This is a genomic window from Chitinophaga caseinilytica (genome assembly GCF_038396765.1).
In the GTDB taxonomy this organism is placed as follows: domain Bacteria; phylum Bacteroidota; class Bacteroidia; order Chitinophagales; family Chitinophagaceae; genus Chitinophaga; species Chitinophaga caseinilytica.
In genome coordinates, this window is record NZ_CP150096.1 from 1303304 (window position 1) to 1320145 (window position 16842).

Annotated in this window: 15 protein-coding genes and 1 pseudogene; 14 read left to right on the forward strand and 2 right to left on the reverse strand. The window is 56.3% G+C overall.

Features of this window, described 5'->3' with window-relative positions; all coding sequences use genetic code 11:
- The first annotated feature begins 732 nt into the window (after positions 1–732).
- From WJU22_RS05645 to WJU22_RS05700, 12 genes and pseudogenes are all read left to right on the forward strand, one after another.
- Positions 733–1872: a glycosyltransferase family 4 protein gene (locus WJU22_RS05645; protein WP_341842284.1), complete on the forward strand. Its 1140-nt coding sequence runs from the start codon at positions 733–735 to the stop codon at positions 1870–1872.
- Positions 1862–3091: a hypothetical protein gene (locus WJU22_RS05650; protein ID WP_341842285.1), complete on the forward strand. Its 1230-nt coding sequence runs from the start codon at positions 1862–1864 to the stop codon at positions 3089–3091. The genes WJU22_RS05645 and WJU22_RS05650 overlap by 11 nt, the downstream gene beginning before the upstream one ends.
- A 3-nt stretch (positions 3092–3094) precedes the next feature.
- Entirely contained in the window at positions 3095–4021 is a 927-nt protein-coding gene (locus WJU22_RS05655; RefSeq protein WP_341842286.1) for a hypothetical protein, read from the forward strand.
- A 436-nt stretch (positions 4022–4457) separates the two neighbouring features.
- Positions 4458–4622, forward strand: a pseudogene (locus WJU22_RS27250) (DapH/DapD/GlmU-related protein); the annotation flags it as partial.
- The gene (locus tag WJU22_RS05665; protein WP_341842288.1) at positions 4622–5407 is read left to right on the forward strand and encodes a glycosyltransferase family 2 protein; all 786 of its coding nucleotides are present in this window, start codon (positions 4622–4624) and stop codon (positions 5405–5407) included. The pseudogene WJU22_RS27250 and the gene WJU22_RS05665, both read left to right, overlap by 1 nt.
- A 7-nt stretch (positions 5408–5414) precedes the next feature.
- Positions 5415–6578 carry an XrtY-associated glycosyltransferase XYAG1 gene (locus WJU22_RS05670; protein ID WP_341842289.1) on the forward strand — a complete coding sequence of 388 codons (1164 nt, stop codon included), beginning with the start codon at positions 5415–5417 and terminating at the stop codon, positions 6576–6578.
- Complete coding sequence (locus WJU22_RS05675; protein WP_341842290.1) at positions 6575–7480, forward strand: glycosyltransferase family 2 protein; 906 nt, start codon at positions 6575–6577, stop codon at positions 7478–7480. Before WJU22_RS05670 ends, WJU22_RS05675 begins: the two co-directional genes overlap by 4 nt.
- The gene (locus WJU22_RS05680; protein WP_341842291.1) at positions 7458–8033 is read left to right on the forward strand and encodes a WcaF family extracellular polysaccharide biosynthesis acetyltransferase; all 576 of its coding nucleotides are present in this window, start codon (positions 7458–7460) and stop codon (positions 8031–8033) included. The genes WJU22_RS05675 and WJU22_RS05680 overlap by 23 nt, the downstream gene beginning before the upstream one ends.
- A gap of 6 nt (positions 8034–8039) precedes the next feature.
- Complete coding sequence (locus WJU22_RS05685) at positions 8040–9275, forward strand: WcaI family glycosyltransferase (protein WP_341842292.1); 1236 nt, start codon at positions 8040–8042, stop codon at positions 9273–9275.
- A 2-nt stretch (positions 9276–9277) separates the two neighbouring features.
- Positions 9278–10663, forward strand: a complete 1386-nt coding sequence (locus WJU22_RS05690; RefSeq protein ID WP_341842293.1) for an undecaprenyl-phosphate glucose phosphotransferase — start codon at positions 9278–9280, stop codon at positions 10661–10663.
- A complete protein-coding gene (locus WJU22_RS05695) occupies positions 10653–11354 on the forward strand; it encodes a tyrosine-protein phosphatase (protein ID WP_341842294.1) in 702 nt (233 codons plus the stop codon). The genes WJU22_RS05690 and WJU22_RS05695 overlap by 11 nt, the downstream gene beginning before the upstream one ends.
- A 129-nt stretch (positions 11355–11483) precedes the next feature.
- The gene (locus WJU22_RS05700; protein WP_341842295.1) at positions 11484–12119 is read left to right on the forward strand and encodes a hypothetical protein; all 636 of its coding nucleotides are present in this window, start codon (positions 11484–11486) and stop codon (positions 12117–12119) included.
- A gap of 90 nt (positions 12120–12209) precedes the next feature.
- On the opposite strand, the gene WJU22_RS05705 is transcribed toward WJU22_RS05700, so the two are convergent.
- Both WJU22_RS05705 and cobA read right to left on the reverse strand, forming a co-directional pair.
- Positions 12210–12890 (reverse strand): Crp/Fnr family transcriptional regulator, encoded by a 681-nt coding sequence (locus WJU22_RS05705; RefSeq protein ID WP_341842296.1) that lies wholly within the window; start codon positions 12888–12890, stop codon positions 12210–12212.
- A 1-nt stretch (position 12891) separates the two neighbouring features.
- Positions 12892–13686: a uroporphyrinogen-III C-methyltransferase gene (cobA, locus tag WJU22_RS05710; RefSeq protein WP_341842297.1), complete on the reverse strand. Its 795-nt coding sequence runs from the start codon at positions 13684–13686 to the stop codon at positions 12892–12894.
- Between the two features lie 200 nt (positions 13687–13886).
- Here cobA and nirB point away from each other — a divergent pair, with 200 nt between their 5' ends.
- Positions 13887–16379: a nitrite reductase large subunit NirB gene (gene nirB / locus WJU22_RS05715; RefSeq protein ID WP_341842298.1), complete on the forward strand. Its 2493-nt coding sequence runs from the start codon at positions 13887–13889 to the stop codon at positions 16377–16379.
- A 24-nt stretch (positions 16380–16403) separates the two neighbouring features.
- Positions 16404–16787 carry a nitrite reductase small subunit NirD gene (nirD, locus tag WJU22_RS05720; protein ID WP_341842299.1) on the forward strand — a complete coding sequence of 128 codons (384 nt, stop codon included), beginning with the start codon at positions 16404–16406 and terminating at the stop codon, positions 16785–16787.
- The last annotated feature ends 55 nt before the right edge of the window (positions 16788–16842 follow it).

The window sequence follows — 16842 nt, forward strand, 5'->3', positions numbered from 1 at the left end:
AGCTGAGCTTCTTTTCCGTGACGCTCATGCAGGCCCTCAACCCGCAGATCATGAAAAGCGAAGGCCAGGGCAACCGGGAACGGATGTTGAAACTGGCCATGATCGCGAGCAAGTTTTCCTTCGCGTTGCTGGCGTTCTTCGCCATCCCGCTGCTGCTGGAAACGCCGTTCGTGCTGGGGCTGTGGCTGAAGGAAGTGCCGGCGTACACCATCGTTTTTTGCCGGCTGATCCTGTTGTGCACGATGGTCAATCAATTATCCGTCGGCATACAGGTCGGCGTGCAGAGCGTGGGCAAAATCCGGAAATACCAGGTGGCCGTGAGCGCCCTGCTGATGCTCAACCTCCCGGTAGCGTATGTGCTGCTGCGGATGGGATTGCCGGCATGGTCGGTACTGGCCTCCGCGTTGGGGATCGAGATCGTGACCTTCGCATACCGGGTGAAGGCGGCGGAAAAGCTCATCGGCCTGCCCGTGAAAACGTTCCTGGGCGGCGTGGTGCTGCGGGCCGTGGGCAGCGTGCTGCTGGCGTTCTGCATCGCTTTATTGCCGTACCGGATGATGGACGAAGGATGGGCGAGGCTGATCGCCACGGGTGCGGCAAGTACGGCCGGATTGGCTTGTACCCTGCATTGGCTGGGCCTGTCGGCCTATGAAACCGGCAAGATCCGGGATGTGATGACGAAGGCGCTGACGCGGATCCATCCGCGGCTCGCCGTGATTAAAAAGCTGCGTGATGAACATTATTTTCTTTACCAACATTTCAACTTTTCCGTACAACGGAGGCGAAAAGCTGCGGAGTTATTATCTCCTCAAGGCCCTCTCCGACCTCGGGCACACGGTCCATGCCGTGATCCGCAACGAGGAGGAGGCCGATCTGTCGAAATACGCACTTCCCAACGTCGCTTACCATATCCATCCGAAGAAGCCGCTCGCCGTAACGGAAAGGCTCACCGGCAGCCACTACTTCACGAAGTCGGCCGCCGTAATGGCTTTGTTCGATAAAATCTGCCGGGAGCATGACATTGACACGGCCGTGCTGGACTACGGTTACGTGGGCCATTACATCGGGTTTTTCCGCCGGCGCGGCATTCGGGTGGTGCTCGGCACACACAACGCACAGCCGGAAATCTCCCGCCAGCTGCCCGCCCGCAGCCTCTTCCAGAAATTCAGGAAAATGCAACTGGTAACGCTGGAACAGTGGCACGAACGCTCGTACTTCGCCAAAGCGGACGCGGTATTGGTGGTGAGCCATCACGACCTCGACTATCACCGCCGATTCATCGATCCGGACAAACTGTTCCTCGTCCCCAATTTCCTCGACGAAGCCGAATACGCCCTGAAAGCCCCCCGGCAACAGCGCCTCCTCGTCATGACGGCCAACTTTACCGTATACCAGAATTTCGAAGGGCTCCGCTGGTTCGTGCAGGAAGTCTGGAACCCCGCCCTGGCGAAGAAGTTCCGGCTGCAACTCGTGGGCCGCGGCTCGCAGGAGGCTTTGCAGAAGATCACCGGCAGCACGGACTGGGAAAATATCGTGGCCCTCGGCCGGGTAGACGATGTGAAGCAATACATCGCCAGCGCGGAAGGGGTCGTGATCCCGCTCCTGCACGGCAGCGGCACGCGGCTGAAATGCCTCGAGGCCATGGCGCTCCACACGCCCATCATCGCCACGTCGCGCGGGGTGGAAGGCGTGCTCAGCCATCATTTCATCGTAGCTGATTCCGCCGCCGATTTCCGGACGGCCTTGCTGCGGTTCGAAGGATCGCCGCAGCGCGGAGACGCCCTGCGGGCAGATTTTATGAAGGAATACAGCGCCGCCGTTAACCGGCAGCGCCTGGCCGAAGCCATTCATTTCGCACAACATGTACAATAAAATCAAAATAGCGCTCTACGCCCTGCTCAGCACGGTCAATGTCAACCTCGTGGGTTCCATGCGGTTGAGCGAGATCCTGCTCCTCGGCCTGGCGCCCACCGCCATCAAAAAGGACGATTTCTCGAAATACCCGTATCTCCGGAAGATCATCCTGTCGCTGGCGCTACTGCTTTTCTTCCAGGTCCTCACCGATATGGTGGTAGGCACCACTTCGCAGAACTATTTCCGCGGATGGGCTTCCATCATCATGTCTATGCTGTCTTTCCTCGTGCTGTTCAAATTGTTCAACAGTTATGAAGGCATCATGATCTACCTGTTCATGATCATGGTGAAGAATATCTTCTATACAGACGATATCGTGACGTCGGACATGAGTTATTTCAAATTCAAAATGGTGCCCATCCTGTCGTCTGCCGTGTACCTGCTCAGCGCGTATTTCTACCGCCGGGGGAACATAAAAGCGGTGATGGGCGTGCTGTTCGGGTATTCGATCACCTGCGTGTCTTTCGATTCGCGCTCTACGGCGGTGGTCTTTTTCCTGTCGGCCATCATCATTTACTTCTTCAATTCGGGGCTGAAGCTCACGAAAGCCAAGATCACGGCTTTCGCGATCATCGGGCTGATCATATTCCAGGTCACTTACATGTTTTACGTAGACGCGGTCAAAGCCGGCGAGCTCGGCGGCGACCATGCCCGCGCGCAGATCGAGCGGCTGGAGAATCCGTACAACCCGTTCGAGCTGCTGATGACCGGCCGTGGCGAAACCTTTGCCGCCGCTACCGCCATCGCCGATGCGCCGGTGTTCGGACATGGTTCCTGGGCCAAAGACCATACCCTCAAATATTACCAGATCCTCCTCATGTTTCACGACGAGGATTTCAATGTCGAAAAGGCCTATTCGAAAGAACAGCTCATTCCCAGCCACTCGATACTCATGGGCGCGTGGATCAACTGCGGGATCGGCGGGTTTTTATCGGTATTGCTCGTCTTTTTCTTTTTGATGAAGATGGGATTCTACCTGATCAAGAACGGGCAATCGCTGGCACTGTACCCGGTGATCGTACTGATGACGATCGGCCTGATCTGGACGTTCGCGTTTTCGCCGTTCCAGCACCTGCGATTCAGCGTACCGGCCACCGGGGCCATTATCATGAGCGCGTATTACGATTTCGTGTACGCGGAAGAACCGGATTTTTCTGAACTCCTTTATACCAGTTAGTTGATGGAATATATTTATTACAAAGACGCAAAGGGCAATTTCGGCGACGATCTCAACGCCTGGCTGTGGCCGCAGTTCTTCGGCCAGAACGACCCCTCGTCTGCCAACGCCTTCGTGGGCATCGGGTCTATCCTGGCCCACGATTCCCCGCTTTTCCGCCACCTTTCCGGGCGCCGCAAGATCGTGTTCGGGACGGGCGTGCGGCCGGGGTACCGGCCATTCGCTTTCGGTGCGGATTGGGACGTGCGGTTTTTGCGGGGGCCGCTGTCTGCCCATTACTTCGGCAACGAGCACCCGTTCATCGCCGATGCGGCTTATGCGCTGGGGCTTTCGGCCGATTTTGAGCGCATCGCGGCTACCCCTAAAAAATACAAAGTCAGCGTGATCCCTTATTTCCGGTCGCTGCCGTTCTTCGATTGGGAGAAGATATGCGCGGAGCTGGGGTATCATTTCATTTCCCCTTCCGCAGAAAACGGCATCGTTCACACCCTGGAAGAGATCGCCGCATCGGAAGTGGTGATCGCCGAAGCGATGCACGGCGCCATCATCGCCGATATCCTCCGCGTGCCCTGGAGCCGGTTCGTGCTCAGCACGCCGTTCACCGAAGGTAGCGGAGTGTCGGAATTCAAATGGATGGACTGGCTGTTTTCCATCGGGCAAACGGGAACGGAGACGGCCCACATCAAGCTGTACCGGAAGTCTTTCCTGCATGGCTGGCTGAAGAAGGCCTCCGGGAACGTCCTCAACACGGAATTCCTCGTGAAAAGCACCGTGCGCCAGGACCTGTTGAAACAACTGGCGGGCATCCGTCATTTCAACCTGTCGTCCGACGCCACCATCAACGACATCAACAACCGGTTTTTTGAAGAAATCGCCGCCCTCAAAGCGGAACTAAATACCGTTCACCATGGCGACAGAACCATTATTTGAAGAAAAGACCGACGCGGCCACCGGCAAGGTGAAGATGTACCGCGATAACCCGCTGTACTTCCTGCGCCGGTCCAACATTTCGCTGAAGAAAAGCATCCTGCTGTACCTCTATTACAGCGTGGCCGTGTGGCTGCCCGATCCGCCGCGGCCCATTGGCGGACTTTGCCTTTCATTCCGCACCTGGCTCGCTTCGCGGATTTTCCTGAAAGCGGGGAAAAATATCAAAGTGGGCAGGAACACCCGTTTCGGCAGCGGCGTCAATGTGCAGATCGGGGATTTTTCGGGATTGAATACGGGCGGATGGATCGGGAACGATACGGTCATCGGCAGCGACGTCATGTTCGGGCCGGAAGTGGTCATCCTTTCGGGGAGCCACAATTTCGAGCGGACAGACATCCCGATGCGCGAGCAGGGCGCCACGCACCGCAAGCCGGTAGTGATCGGCGACGATGTGTGGATCGGCACCCGCGTCATTATACTGCCCGGCATCACGATCGGGTCGCACAGCATCATCGGCGCAGGATCGGTAGTCACGAAAGATGTGCCCGAATACGCCATCGTGGCCGGGAACCCGGCCGTCATCAAAAAATTCAGAAAGTAATGGAAAAACTCATATCCGTCATCGTTCCCGTCTACAACGGCGAGAAATACATCACAGATACGCTCGATAGCCTGCTCCGCCAAACCTGGCGCGGGTTTGAGCTGATCGTGGTAGATGGCGCGTCTACCGACCGGACGCTGCAGCTCGTGGCGGAACATCCGCAAACGGTAGACGTCCTCATCTCCGAAAAAGACGAAGGCATGTACGACGCGCTCCGCAAAGGCATGGAAGCGGCTTCGGGAAAATATCTCTGTTATATCAATTCCGACGACCGCCTGCTGCCATACGCCCTCGAGAAAGTAGTCCGCAAATTCGAGCACGGGAACTTCGACCTCGTTTTCGGCGACCATAATTTCATTTCCGAAACCGGCGACATCGCCTACGCCTACAAAGGCATCAATCTCGGATGGAAAGCCATCAGCTACCTCCGCCGCGTACCGTTCGCGCAGCAAAGCGCATTCTGGACGAGAGACGCGTACCGGAAAGCAGGCGGGTTCGACAAATCCATGAAGTATTCCGCCGACTCCAAGTTCCTCCTCACCCTTTGCCTCGACCCTACCACCCGGAAAGGATACATTCCCGCGCCGCTCGGCGAATACCGCATGCATGGGGATTCTTTCTCCGTATCGGTGACAGACAAAATGATCGCGGAACACAAACGGATGGCCAGCGCCCTCCCCCTGAAACACGACAAACTGCGGAAATATTTCTATGAAATGATCACCAAAGTGGTGAACGCCCGCGGCATCTATAAAAAAATGACCTATAAAGGCACGAAATTCTAAAAACGACATGAACATACTGTTTATCGTTCCGAGTTACAAACCCGCTTATATCTATGGCGGTCCCATCGTATCCGTAGCGCGCCTGGCCGAAAGCCTCGTGCAGATCGGGCACACGGTGACCGTGTATACCACCACCGCCAACGGGCCCGACGAGCTGGATATGCCGCTCGACCGGCCGGTGATCATGGACGGGGTGCGCGTGCAATTCTTCCGCCGCATCACCAAAGACCATACGCATGTTTCGCCCGCGCTCTGGAAAGCGGTGTGGAACACCGTGAAGGAATACGATGCCGTGCACATCCATTCCTGGTGGAACTTCCTCATCATGGGGGTTTCCGCCATCTGCGCGATCAAAGGCATCAAGCCCGTGCTGAGCCCCCGTGGCATGCTGTGCGACTATGTTTTCCAAAGTAAAAACCAGTTCAAGAAGAAGCTGCTCCATCACGCCGTCGGCAAACACCTGCTTTCGCGCACGTATCTGCACGTAACGTCTGACGTGGAATGGAACGACTGTCTGAAAATCAATACCAACTGGCGTGGCGGCCTCATCCACAACATCGTGGACCTGCCGTTTATGACCGGGGCGGAAGCCCCGCAGCCGGAGAACCGGGAGTTTACCATCGGGTTCCTGTCGCGCGTGGACCCGAAAAAGGGCCTCGATATCCTCATCCGTGCGCTGGCCGGCGTGGAATTCCCGTTCCGGCTGAAGATCGCGGGGGCGGGAGATGCGGCTTATGAAGCGGAGCTGCGTTCGCTGATCGCGGAAGAGAAACTGGAGGATAAGGTGGAATGGGTTGGATGGAAGAAAGGCGACGCGAAGTTCGAATTTCTGGCGGACGTGGATTTGTTCGCCCTCACGTCCCACAACGAAAATTTCGCGGTGGTAGTGATCGAGTCGCTGTCGGTAGGAACGCCGGTGCTGGTGAGCGAACATGTGGGCCTGAGCCGTTATGTGAAAGAAAAGCACCTCGGCTGGGTGACCACCCTCGCCATCAACGATGTACGCGCCCGGCTCACGGAGGCGTACCGCGCCAGGAACGAGCGCCAGCGCATCCGCCGCGAAGCCATGCCCATCATCCGGACAGATTTCAATGAAGAAAAACTGGCCGCCGACTATGCGGAAATGTACCGCAACGTGGGCAGCCTTCCCTTAAAACGTGCAGCCGTATGAATCTCGCCGTCATCATATTGACCTATAACGAGTCGCTCCACCTGGCGCGCTGTCTTGAAAATATACGGCCGCTGGCATCGGAGATCCATATCGTGGATTCCTATTCTACAGACGATACCCTCGCCATCGCGGAACGCTTCGGCGCCAAAGTGGTACAGCGGAAATGGACGAACCACGCCGATCAATGCCAGTGGGGCATGGACAATTGCGGCATCAAAGCCGATTGGGTGATGCGCCTGGATGCGGACGAATACCTCGAGCCCGCGCTCGTCAGCGAAATCCGCGAGCGGCTGGATACCATGCCTCAAAATATCACCGGGCTCTACATTCGCCGGAAAGTCCTGTTCAAAGGCAAATGGATCCGGTTTGGCGGGTTTTATCCGCACATTCTGATGCGCCTCTGGCGAAACGGCCAGGCCAGCGTGGAGCAGCGGTGGATGGACGAACATATCGTGGTCAACAGCGGAGAAACGCTCATGCTGAAGGAACATATGGTCGACGATAACCTGAATTCCATTCACTGGTGGGTGAACAAGCATAATAATTACGCCATCAAGGAAATGATCGATCTCCTGAATATCAAATACGGATTCATGGAAATGGACCAGCGGCTGTTGGGGTCTACCAACGGACAGGCCCGCCGGAAGCGGTTTTTAAAGGAAAAGGTTTACACCGCCATTCCGCCGGGCGGCCGTGCGCTCATGTATTTCTGCTACCGCTATTTCGTGCGGCTCGGGTTCCTCGACGGGTATCGCGGGTTTATATTCCATTTCATGCAGGGATACTGGTACCGGTTGCTGGTAGATGTGAATGTGAAGGAATTCGAAGCCAAGCTGGAGGGAGACACCAGCGCGGCCAAACTGAAAGAAATCTTGAAAAATGATTACAACATCGCGATCTGAGGCCGTAAAGACAGACCTGTCGAAGTTCCGGACCGGCGATTATGTAGCCGGCCCGAAATGGAAAGTGCTGACCTGGTATTTCGTGAACTACTGGATCTTCTACAGCGCGCTCCCCTGGCCGTACGGCTTCAAGGCAAGGCTGCTGCGGATGTTTGGCGCAAAGGTGGGGCGTGGACTGGTGATCAAGACGAAAGTGCGGATCAAGAACCCCTGGCGGCTGGCCATCGGCGATCATGTCTGGATCGGTGAGGAAGTGTGGATCGATAACCTGGAAAACGTGACCATCGGCAGCAACGTCTGCATCTCGCAGGGCGCTTTGCTGCTGACGGGCAATCACGACTACACCGCGCACGACTTCCCGTACCGCCTCGGCCGTATCGACCTGGAAGACGGCGCCTGGGTGGGCGCCAGGTCGGTGGTTTGCCCGGGCGTGAGGCTCGGCAGTCATGCCATCCTTACCGTGAATTCCGTGGCATCCCGCAGCATAGCGCCCTGGGAGATCCATGCGGGAAACCCGGCGCAGTACGTCCGCGATCGAGTGATGAAAAAATAAAAAGACATGCCCAAAAGATTGTTGCTCATAGGAGGAAATTATGCGCCCGAGCCCACCGGCATCGGGAAGTTCAACGGCGAGATGATCGGCTGGCTGGTGAACAACGGGTATGAATGCACCGTGATCACCACCTATCCATATTATCCGCAATGGAAAGTGCAGGAACCCTACGCCCGGAAAGCCCGGTGGTTCCGCAGGGAAACCTCGCACAATGGAAAACTGACCGTGTACCGCTGTCCGCAGTACGTGCCGGCAGACCCCAGCGGCAAAAAGCGCATGATGATGGACGTCACCTTTGCCATGGCCGCCTTTGCGCAGCTGTTGCGCATCCTGCCCGCGAAAAAATACGATTACGTCATGAGCGTTGTGCCCTCGTTCCACCTGGGATTGCTGGCGCTGCTGTATAAAAAGTTCCGCGGCGCGGAAGCGTTGTACCATATCCAGGACCTCCAGATAGACGCCGCCCGCGATCTCAACATGATCCGCAGCGGCAAAATGATCAATGCCATGCTGAAACTCGAAAAGTTCATCCTCCGGAAATCGGATTACGTGTCCAGCATTTCCGACGGTATGATCCGGCAGATCAGCGGCAAGCTGGACCGGCGCATCGAGCTGTTCCCCAATTGGGCGGATGTAGACAAATTCCATCCTTTGCCCGGGCGGATGGCGCTGAAGGAAGCGTTCGGCTTTCAGCCAGATCATAAAGTGGTGCTGTATTCCGGCGCTATCGGCGAAAAGCAGGGCCTGGAATCCATTTTGCATGCCGCCGCTTCGCTGGAAGACCGGGAAGATGTGCAGTTCGTCATCTGCGGCTCCGGCCCGTACCGCGAAAAGCTGCACGAGAAAGCCATCGCCCTGGGCCTGAAGCGCGTTCACTTTTTACCGCTCCAGCCGTTCGAAGAGTTCAACCGTTTTCTCAATATGGCCGATCTGCACCTCGTGATCCAGAAATCCGGCGCCTCCGATCTCGTGATGCCCTCCAAACTTACGGCCATCCTGGCCGTGGGCGGGCTTTCACTGGTAACGGCCAATCCCGGATCGAGTCTGCACCATGTGGTACAGCATTACCAACTGGGCATCATTGTGCCGGCCGAAAACCAGGAAGCCCTCAACGCCGGGATCCGGAAAGCCGTGTCGGAAGACCATGCCGGCATGCGCGGCAACGCCAGGTCGTATGCCGTGGAGTATTTGTCCATCGATAAAGTAATGGGCCGATTTGAAGCCAATGTTTTAAAAAATTAGTCATGCTGAACCGGTATCTGAAAATATTCCTCATCCAGATTTTCGTCCTGGATTTCATCTGCCTCAACGGGCTCTTCTTCCTCGCGGGGATGGGCTTGCGGCAATACGATCTGCAAACGCACCAGGGGGCAGACGCTTTCCTGCTGGTATCGAACATCGCCTGGGTCATTGCGCTGTATACTTCGGGATTACATTCCATGAGCAGCACGCTGTCGTACGAGAAAATGGCGCGGAAGACGGCGAAATCCGTGTTGATGTATCTGCTCATCCTGCTGGGGTTCCTGTTCCTGTATCAACATCTTTACAGCCGGTTTTTCGTGTTGATGTACTGCTCGCTTTTCATCGCCACGGTGGTGCTGAACCGGTTGCTTTTTTACTGGATAACGAATCATATCCGCCGCAGGAAAGGGATCGAGCGGAAAATGGTGATCCTCGGGTACAACGAAATGTCGAAAAAACTGGCGAACAACCTGCTCGCCGAAAAAAGCAATCTCCGTTTCGAGGGATATTTCGAAGAATACAGCAAGGTGCAGGAACTGTCGTTCTTCCCCGTGATCGGGAACCTGCAGGATTGTGTGCCCTACGCGCGGGAAAACAACATCCGCGAAATATATTCCACGCTTTCCCCCGAACAGTTCCCGTATCTCTACACGCTGGCGTACGAAGCGGAACAGCATTTCATCCATTTCCGGTTCGTCCCGGATTTTAAAATGTTCGTGAACCGGCAGATCCATGTCGATTATTTCAACAATATCCCTATCATCAGCCTGCGTTCCGAACCGCTGGACGATATCGCCAACCGCATCCGCAAGCGCATCTTCGACCTGATCTTCAGTTCGCTGGTCTGCCTGTTCCTGCTCAGCTGGCTCATTCCCTTGCTGGCGCTGCTGATCAGGCTGGAATCGAAGGGGCCGGTATTTTTCGTGCAGCACCGTACCGGGCGCAATAACAAGACGTTCCGCTGCCTCAAGATGCGCAGTATGTACGTGAACAACGACGCGAACTCGAAGCAGGCTACGCGCAACGACAAGCGGTTTACCCGCATCGGCCGCATCCTCCGGAAAACGAACCTCGACGAAATGCCGCAGTTCTTCAACGTGCTGCTGGGCGATATGTCGGTAGTGGGGCCGCGCCCGCACATGCTGAAGCATACCGAAGAATATTCCTCGATCATCAAACAGTATATGGTCCGCCACTTCCTGAAGCCCGGCATCACCGGATGGGCGCAGGTGAACGGTTACCGGGGCGAGATCACGGAAGATGTGCACCTGCGCAAGCGGGTGGAGCATGATATTTGGTACATGGAAAACTGGTCTGTTTACCTGGACCTCCGCATTATATTTTTAACCGTGGCGAACACATTGAAAGGAGAAAAGAATGCATTTTGACGTATTGAAGCACGATATCCACTCCCATTTGCTGCCCGGGCTGGACGATGGCGTGCAAGACCTGGAAACCGCCCTGGCGTTCATCCGGCAGCTATCGGAACTGGGCTACACCCATCTTACGACCACGCCCCACATCATGTGCGGCGTGTACAATAACGGGGCAGACACGATCAACCCGAAGCTGGACGAAGTGCGCGAAGCGGTGCATCGGGCGGGCATTCCCGTGGAAATGGACGCCGGCGCGGAATACCTGATGGACGATTACTTCGAATCGCTCCTCGAAGACCGTGAGCCGCTGATGACGATCGGCGGGAACCACGTGCTGGTGGAGTTTTCGTGGGTGGGAATGCCTGCGGGGTTCCGGGAAACTTTCTTCAGAATGAAAATGGCGGGATACGAGCCCGTGCTGGCCCATCCGGAGCGGTACCATTACCTGCATAAAGATTTTGACGTGTACCGTGAGGTGCATGCTACAGGCGTGCGGCTGCAGGCCAACCTGCTGTCGTTTACCGGTTATTACGGCAGCCGCGTGCAGGCGGCGGCCCAGCAACTGGCAGAAGAAGGATTGCTCGATTTCGCAGGAACGGATTTGCATCATCAGCGCCATTTGCAGGCGCTCACGCAGTTCAATTTCCGGAAAGTACTAGAGAAAATGTTGGCTGTCAACAATTTAAGAAATGCTTTGTTATAATCTTTTAAGGCGCAGATATCGTTTTTCTTTTCAGGAAAAACAGTAATTTGTATCAAGTAGGGCTTAAAAACCGCTGCTGCGGCAGGTATCTTTATTTTGAAACTGACTACAAAAACCAAGGGGCTAACAATGAAATCTTCCACTGGAGTACGCGACCTCCCGGCCGACAAATGGTTAATCAACGATGTGTTTCATGAGCTGCGGAGTATGCTGTCGGCTATTTTGAGCAGTGTGGAGCTGATTGAAATGTATGCCGCCAAACCCGATTCCGGCGGCCGTATCAGCCGGCAGGCAGGTTCCATCAAGTTGCAGGTCATGGAGCTGGAATTTCAGCTGCAGAACGTGAAAGTGATACAGGACATGCTGAATGCGTCGCAGGTGATCCATCGCAGTCATTTTAATATTGTACATATGCTGGAGCAGTTGGTGGAAGATGAGCGGTATGCGCACATTTTCCCGGCACGCGTGGCGTTCGATATGAACGACGATCGGGAGATCGCGTTCGCAGACGAGCAGCTGCTTCGCCAAACGGTGCTGAACGTGGCCTGGTGCCTTAACCGCAACGCGGCCCCGGGTGCAACGCCGGAACTGAAATTTTCGGTGAACGGGGAATATTTCGAGTTGACGGGCGCATTGCCCGCGCCCGGCCGCCCGGCGCTGGACCAGCGGATGTGCCGGCTCATTGGGTACCTCGCCGATCTGCAGGGCGGCGCTTTCGAGCTGAATGAAGCCGAAGGCACGCTGGCGGTGAAAGTACCGGTTTAATCTGTCTGGTTAGTTTGAGTATAGCGAGAGGCGCTCCGGTCAGGAGTGCCTTTCCTTTTTCAGGAGTGGCCGGCCAGTGGCGCCGATATTTTATGCGGGACCGTCCCCTTCTTCCTGCAAAAGGATGTACGCCTGCATCGCTTCGTGGTCAAGCACGGCGTAGCGCTTGTCTTCCAGCGAAATCATCGCTTCTTTCGCCAGTTCCTGCAGCATGCGCCAGGCGGTTTCGTAAGTGGTGCCGGTATAGGAAGCGATGTCTTGCTTTGAAAGCGGAAAATCGATGTAGCCGTTTTCGGTGCCGAACTTTTTTTCGAGATGGAGCAGCGCCGATGCGATGCGCCCTTTCACGGGCATATGTGCGAGGTTGCGCATCCGTTTTTCGGATTCCTGCAGTTCATGCGCGTAAAACATCATCAGTTCATATAATAAAGCAGTGTTGACCTGCAGTGTGCTTTGGAAGAAATCCAGGTCGAAATAACAGACGGTGGAATTTTCCATCGCGGTGGCGGAAACGGGATAAATGAAATCGGAAGCGATGCCGCGGTGGCCCACGATATCGCCCGCGCCGGCGAAGCGGACGATCAGTTCTTTTTCGCGCCCCCAGTGTTTGTGGACTTTCATCTTTCCTTCATAAATAAAATAGATGCCTTTTACGGGATCGCCTTCTGAAAAGAGCATTTCACCTTTTTTGAGGGTGAAATTCTTTTTGTGCGTGGCGATGGCGGGCTTCCAGGCCGGCTGGCAAAGTTTGCACAGCAGGCAGGCATCCATGTTACAAGCTTGTTTGGCGGTTTTCATGCGGCGGCTCGTTGATCTGGAGCGTCAAATTAGCATATTCTCTCCATAAAGACGGGTGAAGGCGAACGGTTTCACCGATGATGATGACCGCCGGGCTCCCCATCCCCGCTTCCACGGCGGCATCGGTAATATCATGAACGGAGCCGGTGATGCATCGCTCGTCGGCGGTGGTGGCCGACTGGATGATGGCGACCGGGGTAGCGGATTTGCCGTTGGCGGAAAAGATGTCCATGATTTCGCGGAGGTGGCCCATGCCCATGAGCACCACGACGGTGGCGGTAGACCGTGCGGCCAGGGCGATGTCTGCGGAAATGTGCCCGCTGCGGGTGGTGCCGGTGATGATCCAGCAAGATTCGTGGAGGCCGCGCGCCGTGAGCGGGATGCCTTGCGAAGCCGGGGCGGCAATGGCGCTGGTGATGCCTGGTACGGTGGAGACGGGAATGCCCGCCTGGCGGGCGGCGCGTATTTCTTCTTCAGCGCGCCCGAAAAGGAAAGGGTCGCCGCCTTTGAGGCGGACCACATGGCCGTGCGATAGCGCGTAGTGGACAATAAGGCGGTTGATCTCTTCCTGGGGAACGGCGTGGCGGCCGGCGCGTTTGCCCACGGAAAGGCAAAGTGCGCCGGGGCGGGCGTAGCGGAGGAGTTCTTCGCTGGCGAGCGCATCATATAAAATGACGTCCGCGGCGCGGAGGGTTTTGATGGCTTTCAGGGTGATGAGGTCTGGGTCCCCCGGTCCGGCGCCCACAAGACTAAGCATAGGTTGTACCATGGCAAAATAAATTATAAAAATATTTATCTGATATAAATTCACTCAAACACTATAAAAATAATAGATCGAAGCGTAAATTCATGATATGAATCATCATTTAATTTGATTATTTCCATTGTTTTTATCCGAAAAATAGCTGACGGCCAGCGACAAAGTCTATATATAAATTATTGTAATGTAAATCTTTCAAACTTCCTCCCATGAAAATCGTCGTCATCGGAAATGGCATGGTCGGCTTCAAATTCTGCCGGAAACTCGTTGAAAGGAAAGTCCCCGGCCTGGAACTCATCGTCTTCGGCGAAGAGCGCCTCCCCGCCTACGACCGCGTCCACCTCAGCAGCTATTTCGACGGAAAGTCCACCGCCGACCTCCTCCTCGCTCCCAAAAACTGGTACGCCGACAACGGGGTCCGCCTCCATCTCGGAGATCCCGTCCACCACATCTCCCCCGGCCTCCAGACCGTCACCGCCAAATCCGGCATCACCGAATCGTACGATATCCTCGTATTCGCCACCGGCTCCTCCGCCTTCGTTCCGCCCATGCCCGGCACCGATCAGAAAGGCGTGTTCGTTTACCGTACGCTCGACGATCTCGACCACATGAAAACCGCCGCCCGGAAAGCCCGGCGCGCCGCAGTGATCGGCGGCGGCCTCCTCGGGCTGGAAGCCGCCAAATCCTGCATGGACCTCGGCATCGCAGACACTACCATCGTGGAATACGCCCCCAGGCTCATGCCCCGCCAGATCGACCAGAACGGATCGGCCATCCTCCAGAAACAACTCGAAACCCTCGGCCTGAAAATCCGCACCAACGCCTACACCACCTCCATCCTCGGAGACGGAACCGCCACCGGCATCGGCTTCGAAGACGGCTCAACGATCCCCGCAGATATGATCGTCATCTCCGCCGGCATCCGGCCGCGGGACGAGCTCGCCGCTTCCGCCGGCCTCGAAACCGGATCGCGCGGGGGCATCGTGGTGAACGACAGGATGCAGACCACGCACGCCAACATCTACGCCATCGGCGAATGCGCCCTGTACCAGCACATCATTTACGGCCTGGTGGCGCCCGGTTACGAAATGGCCGACATCGCCATAGACAATATCCTCGGTGGCAACCGCACCTTCGGCGGGTTCGACATGAGCACCAAACTGAAACTCGTGGGCGTAGACGTGGCCAGCTTCGGCGACCCGTTCCCGCCACCCGATTCCTGCCGCGTGATCGTGTTCGAAGACCAGGTGGCCGGCGTATACAAGCGCATCAATATGACCGACGACGGGCAATATCTCCTCGGCGGCATCCTCATCGGCGACGCGTCGGCGTACAACATGCTGCTCCAGAAAGTCAAGAATAAAATGAAGATCACCGGCAAGCCGGAAGACGAGCTGCTGGGCGCGCGCTCCACCGGCGAAGCCGCGGCAGGCGTGCTCGGCCTCCCGCCCGACGCCATGATCTGCTCCTGCGAAAGCGTGTCCAAAGCCGCGATTTGCCAGGCGGTGGAAGACGGGCACGAAACGTTCAACGCCGTGAAGAAATGTACCGGCGCTTCCACATCCTGCGGCGGCTGCGCGCCCATGGTGAAAGACCTCATCACGTACACGCTGAAATCGCAGGGCAAATATGTGCGCAATGTGTTGTGCGAGCATTTCGGGTATTCGCGGCAGGAGTTGTACGACCTGATCAAAATCCGCAGCCTGCATAGCTACGACGAAGTGTTGGACAATATCGGGCACGGCGATGGGTGCGAGGTTTGCAAGCCCGCGGTGTCTTCCATCCTGGCGAGTTTGTGGGGCGATATGATTCTGGCGAAAGGCAACGATACGGCGCAGGATTCCAACGACAGGTATCTGGCCAATATTCAGAAAGGAGGCACCTATTCCGTGGTGCCCCGCATCCCCGGAGGGGAGATCACTCCGCAGAAGCTCATGGCCATCGGCCGGATCGCGGAGAAATACAATCTATACACCAAAATTACCGGCGGCCAGCGCATCGACATGTTCGGCGCGCACGTCGGCGACCTGCCGCTGATCTGGGAAGAGCTGATCGCGGAAGGGTTCGAAAGCGGGCACGCGTACGGGAAGGCCCTGCGGACGGTCAAAAGTTGCGTGGGGTCTACCTGGTGCCGCTTCGGGCTGCACGACAGTGTGAGCTATGCCATCAGGGTGGAAGAAAGGTACCGTGGATTGCGGGCGCCGCACAAGATCAAATCCGCCGTTTCGGGATGCATCCGGGAGTGCGCGGAGGCGCAGTCGAAAGATTTCGGGATCATCGCCACGGAGAAAGGCTGGAATCTGTACGTCTGCGGGAACGGAGGCTCCAAGCCCCAGCACGCCCTGCTGCTGGCGGCCGATCTCGATAGCGAAACTTGCATCCGGTACATCGACCGGTTCCTCATGTTCTACATCAAAACCGCCGATCCACTCACCCGCACCGCCACCTGGCTCAATAAAATGGAAGGCGGCATCGATTACCTGCGGAATGTGGTGGTGAAAGATAGTTTGGGCATCGCCGGGGAACTGGAGCGCGAAATGCAGGCGCTGGTAGACAGCTACAAATGCGAATGGCGCGAAGTGGTGGAAACGCCCGCGTTGCGCAAGCGCTTCACGCATTTTGTGAACGCACCGGAAGAAAAAGATCCCAGCGTGCAATTCGAACAACTGCGCGAACAGAAGAAAGCCGTGGAGTGGAAATAAATCATCAACCGAAAAATACATACCATGTCTCCCATCACTAAAGAAAAAACGAACTGGTTCTTCGCCTGTAAGGTGGAAGACGTACCAGCCAACGGCGGGGTTTGCATCAAGTACAAAGACGAGCAGATCGCATTGTTCCACTTCGCGCGGCGCGGCGAATGGTTCGCATCGCAGAATTTATGTCCGCATCGCCGGCAAATGGCGCTCAGCCGCGGGATGATCGGTGCGCAGCAGGGCGAGCCCAAAGTGGCCTGCCCATTTCACAAGAAGACATTTTCGCTGGCAGACGGGCGATGCCTTTCCGACGAGCACGAATGCGCCATCAAAGTGTATCCCGTAAAACTGGAAGAAGACAGAATTTATATCGGAGTAGGCGGCGGAAAGGAAACTTCGGCCGTGCCTGCCTGAAAGAAAAAGTGAAACCCGGTGGCTTGGCGGCGAACCGGGTCTCGTGACTTCAATT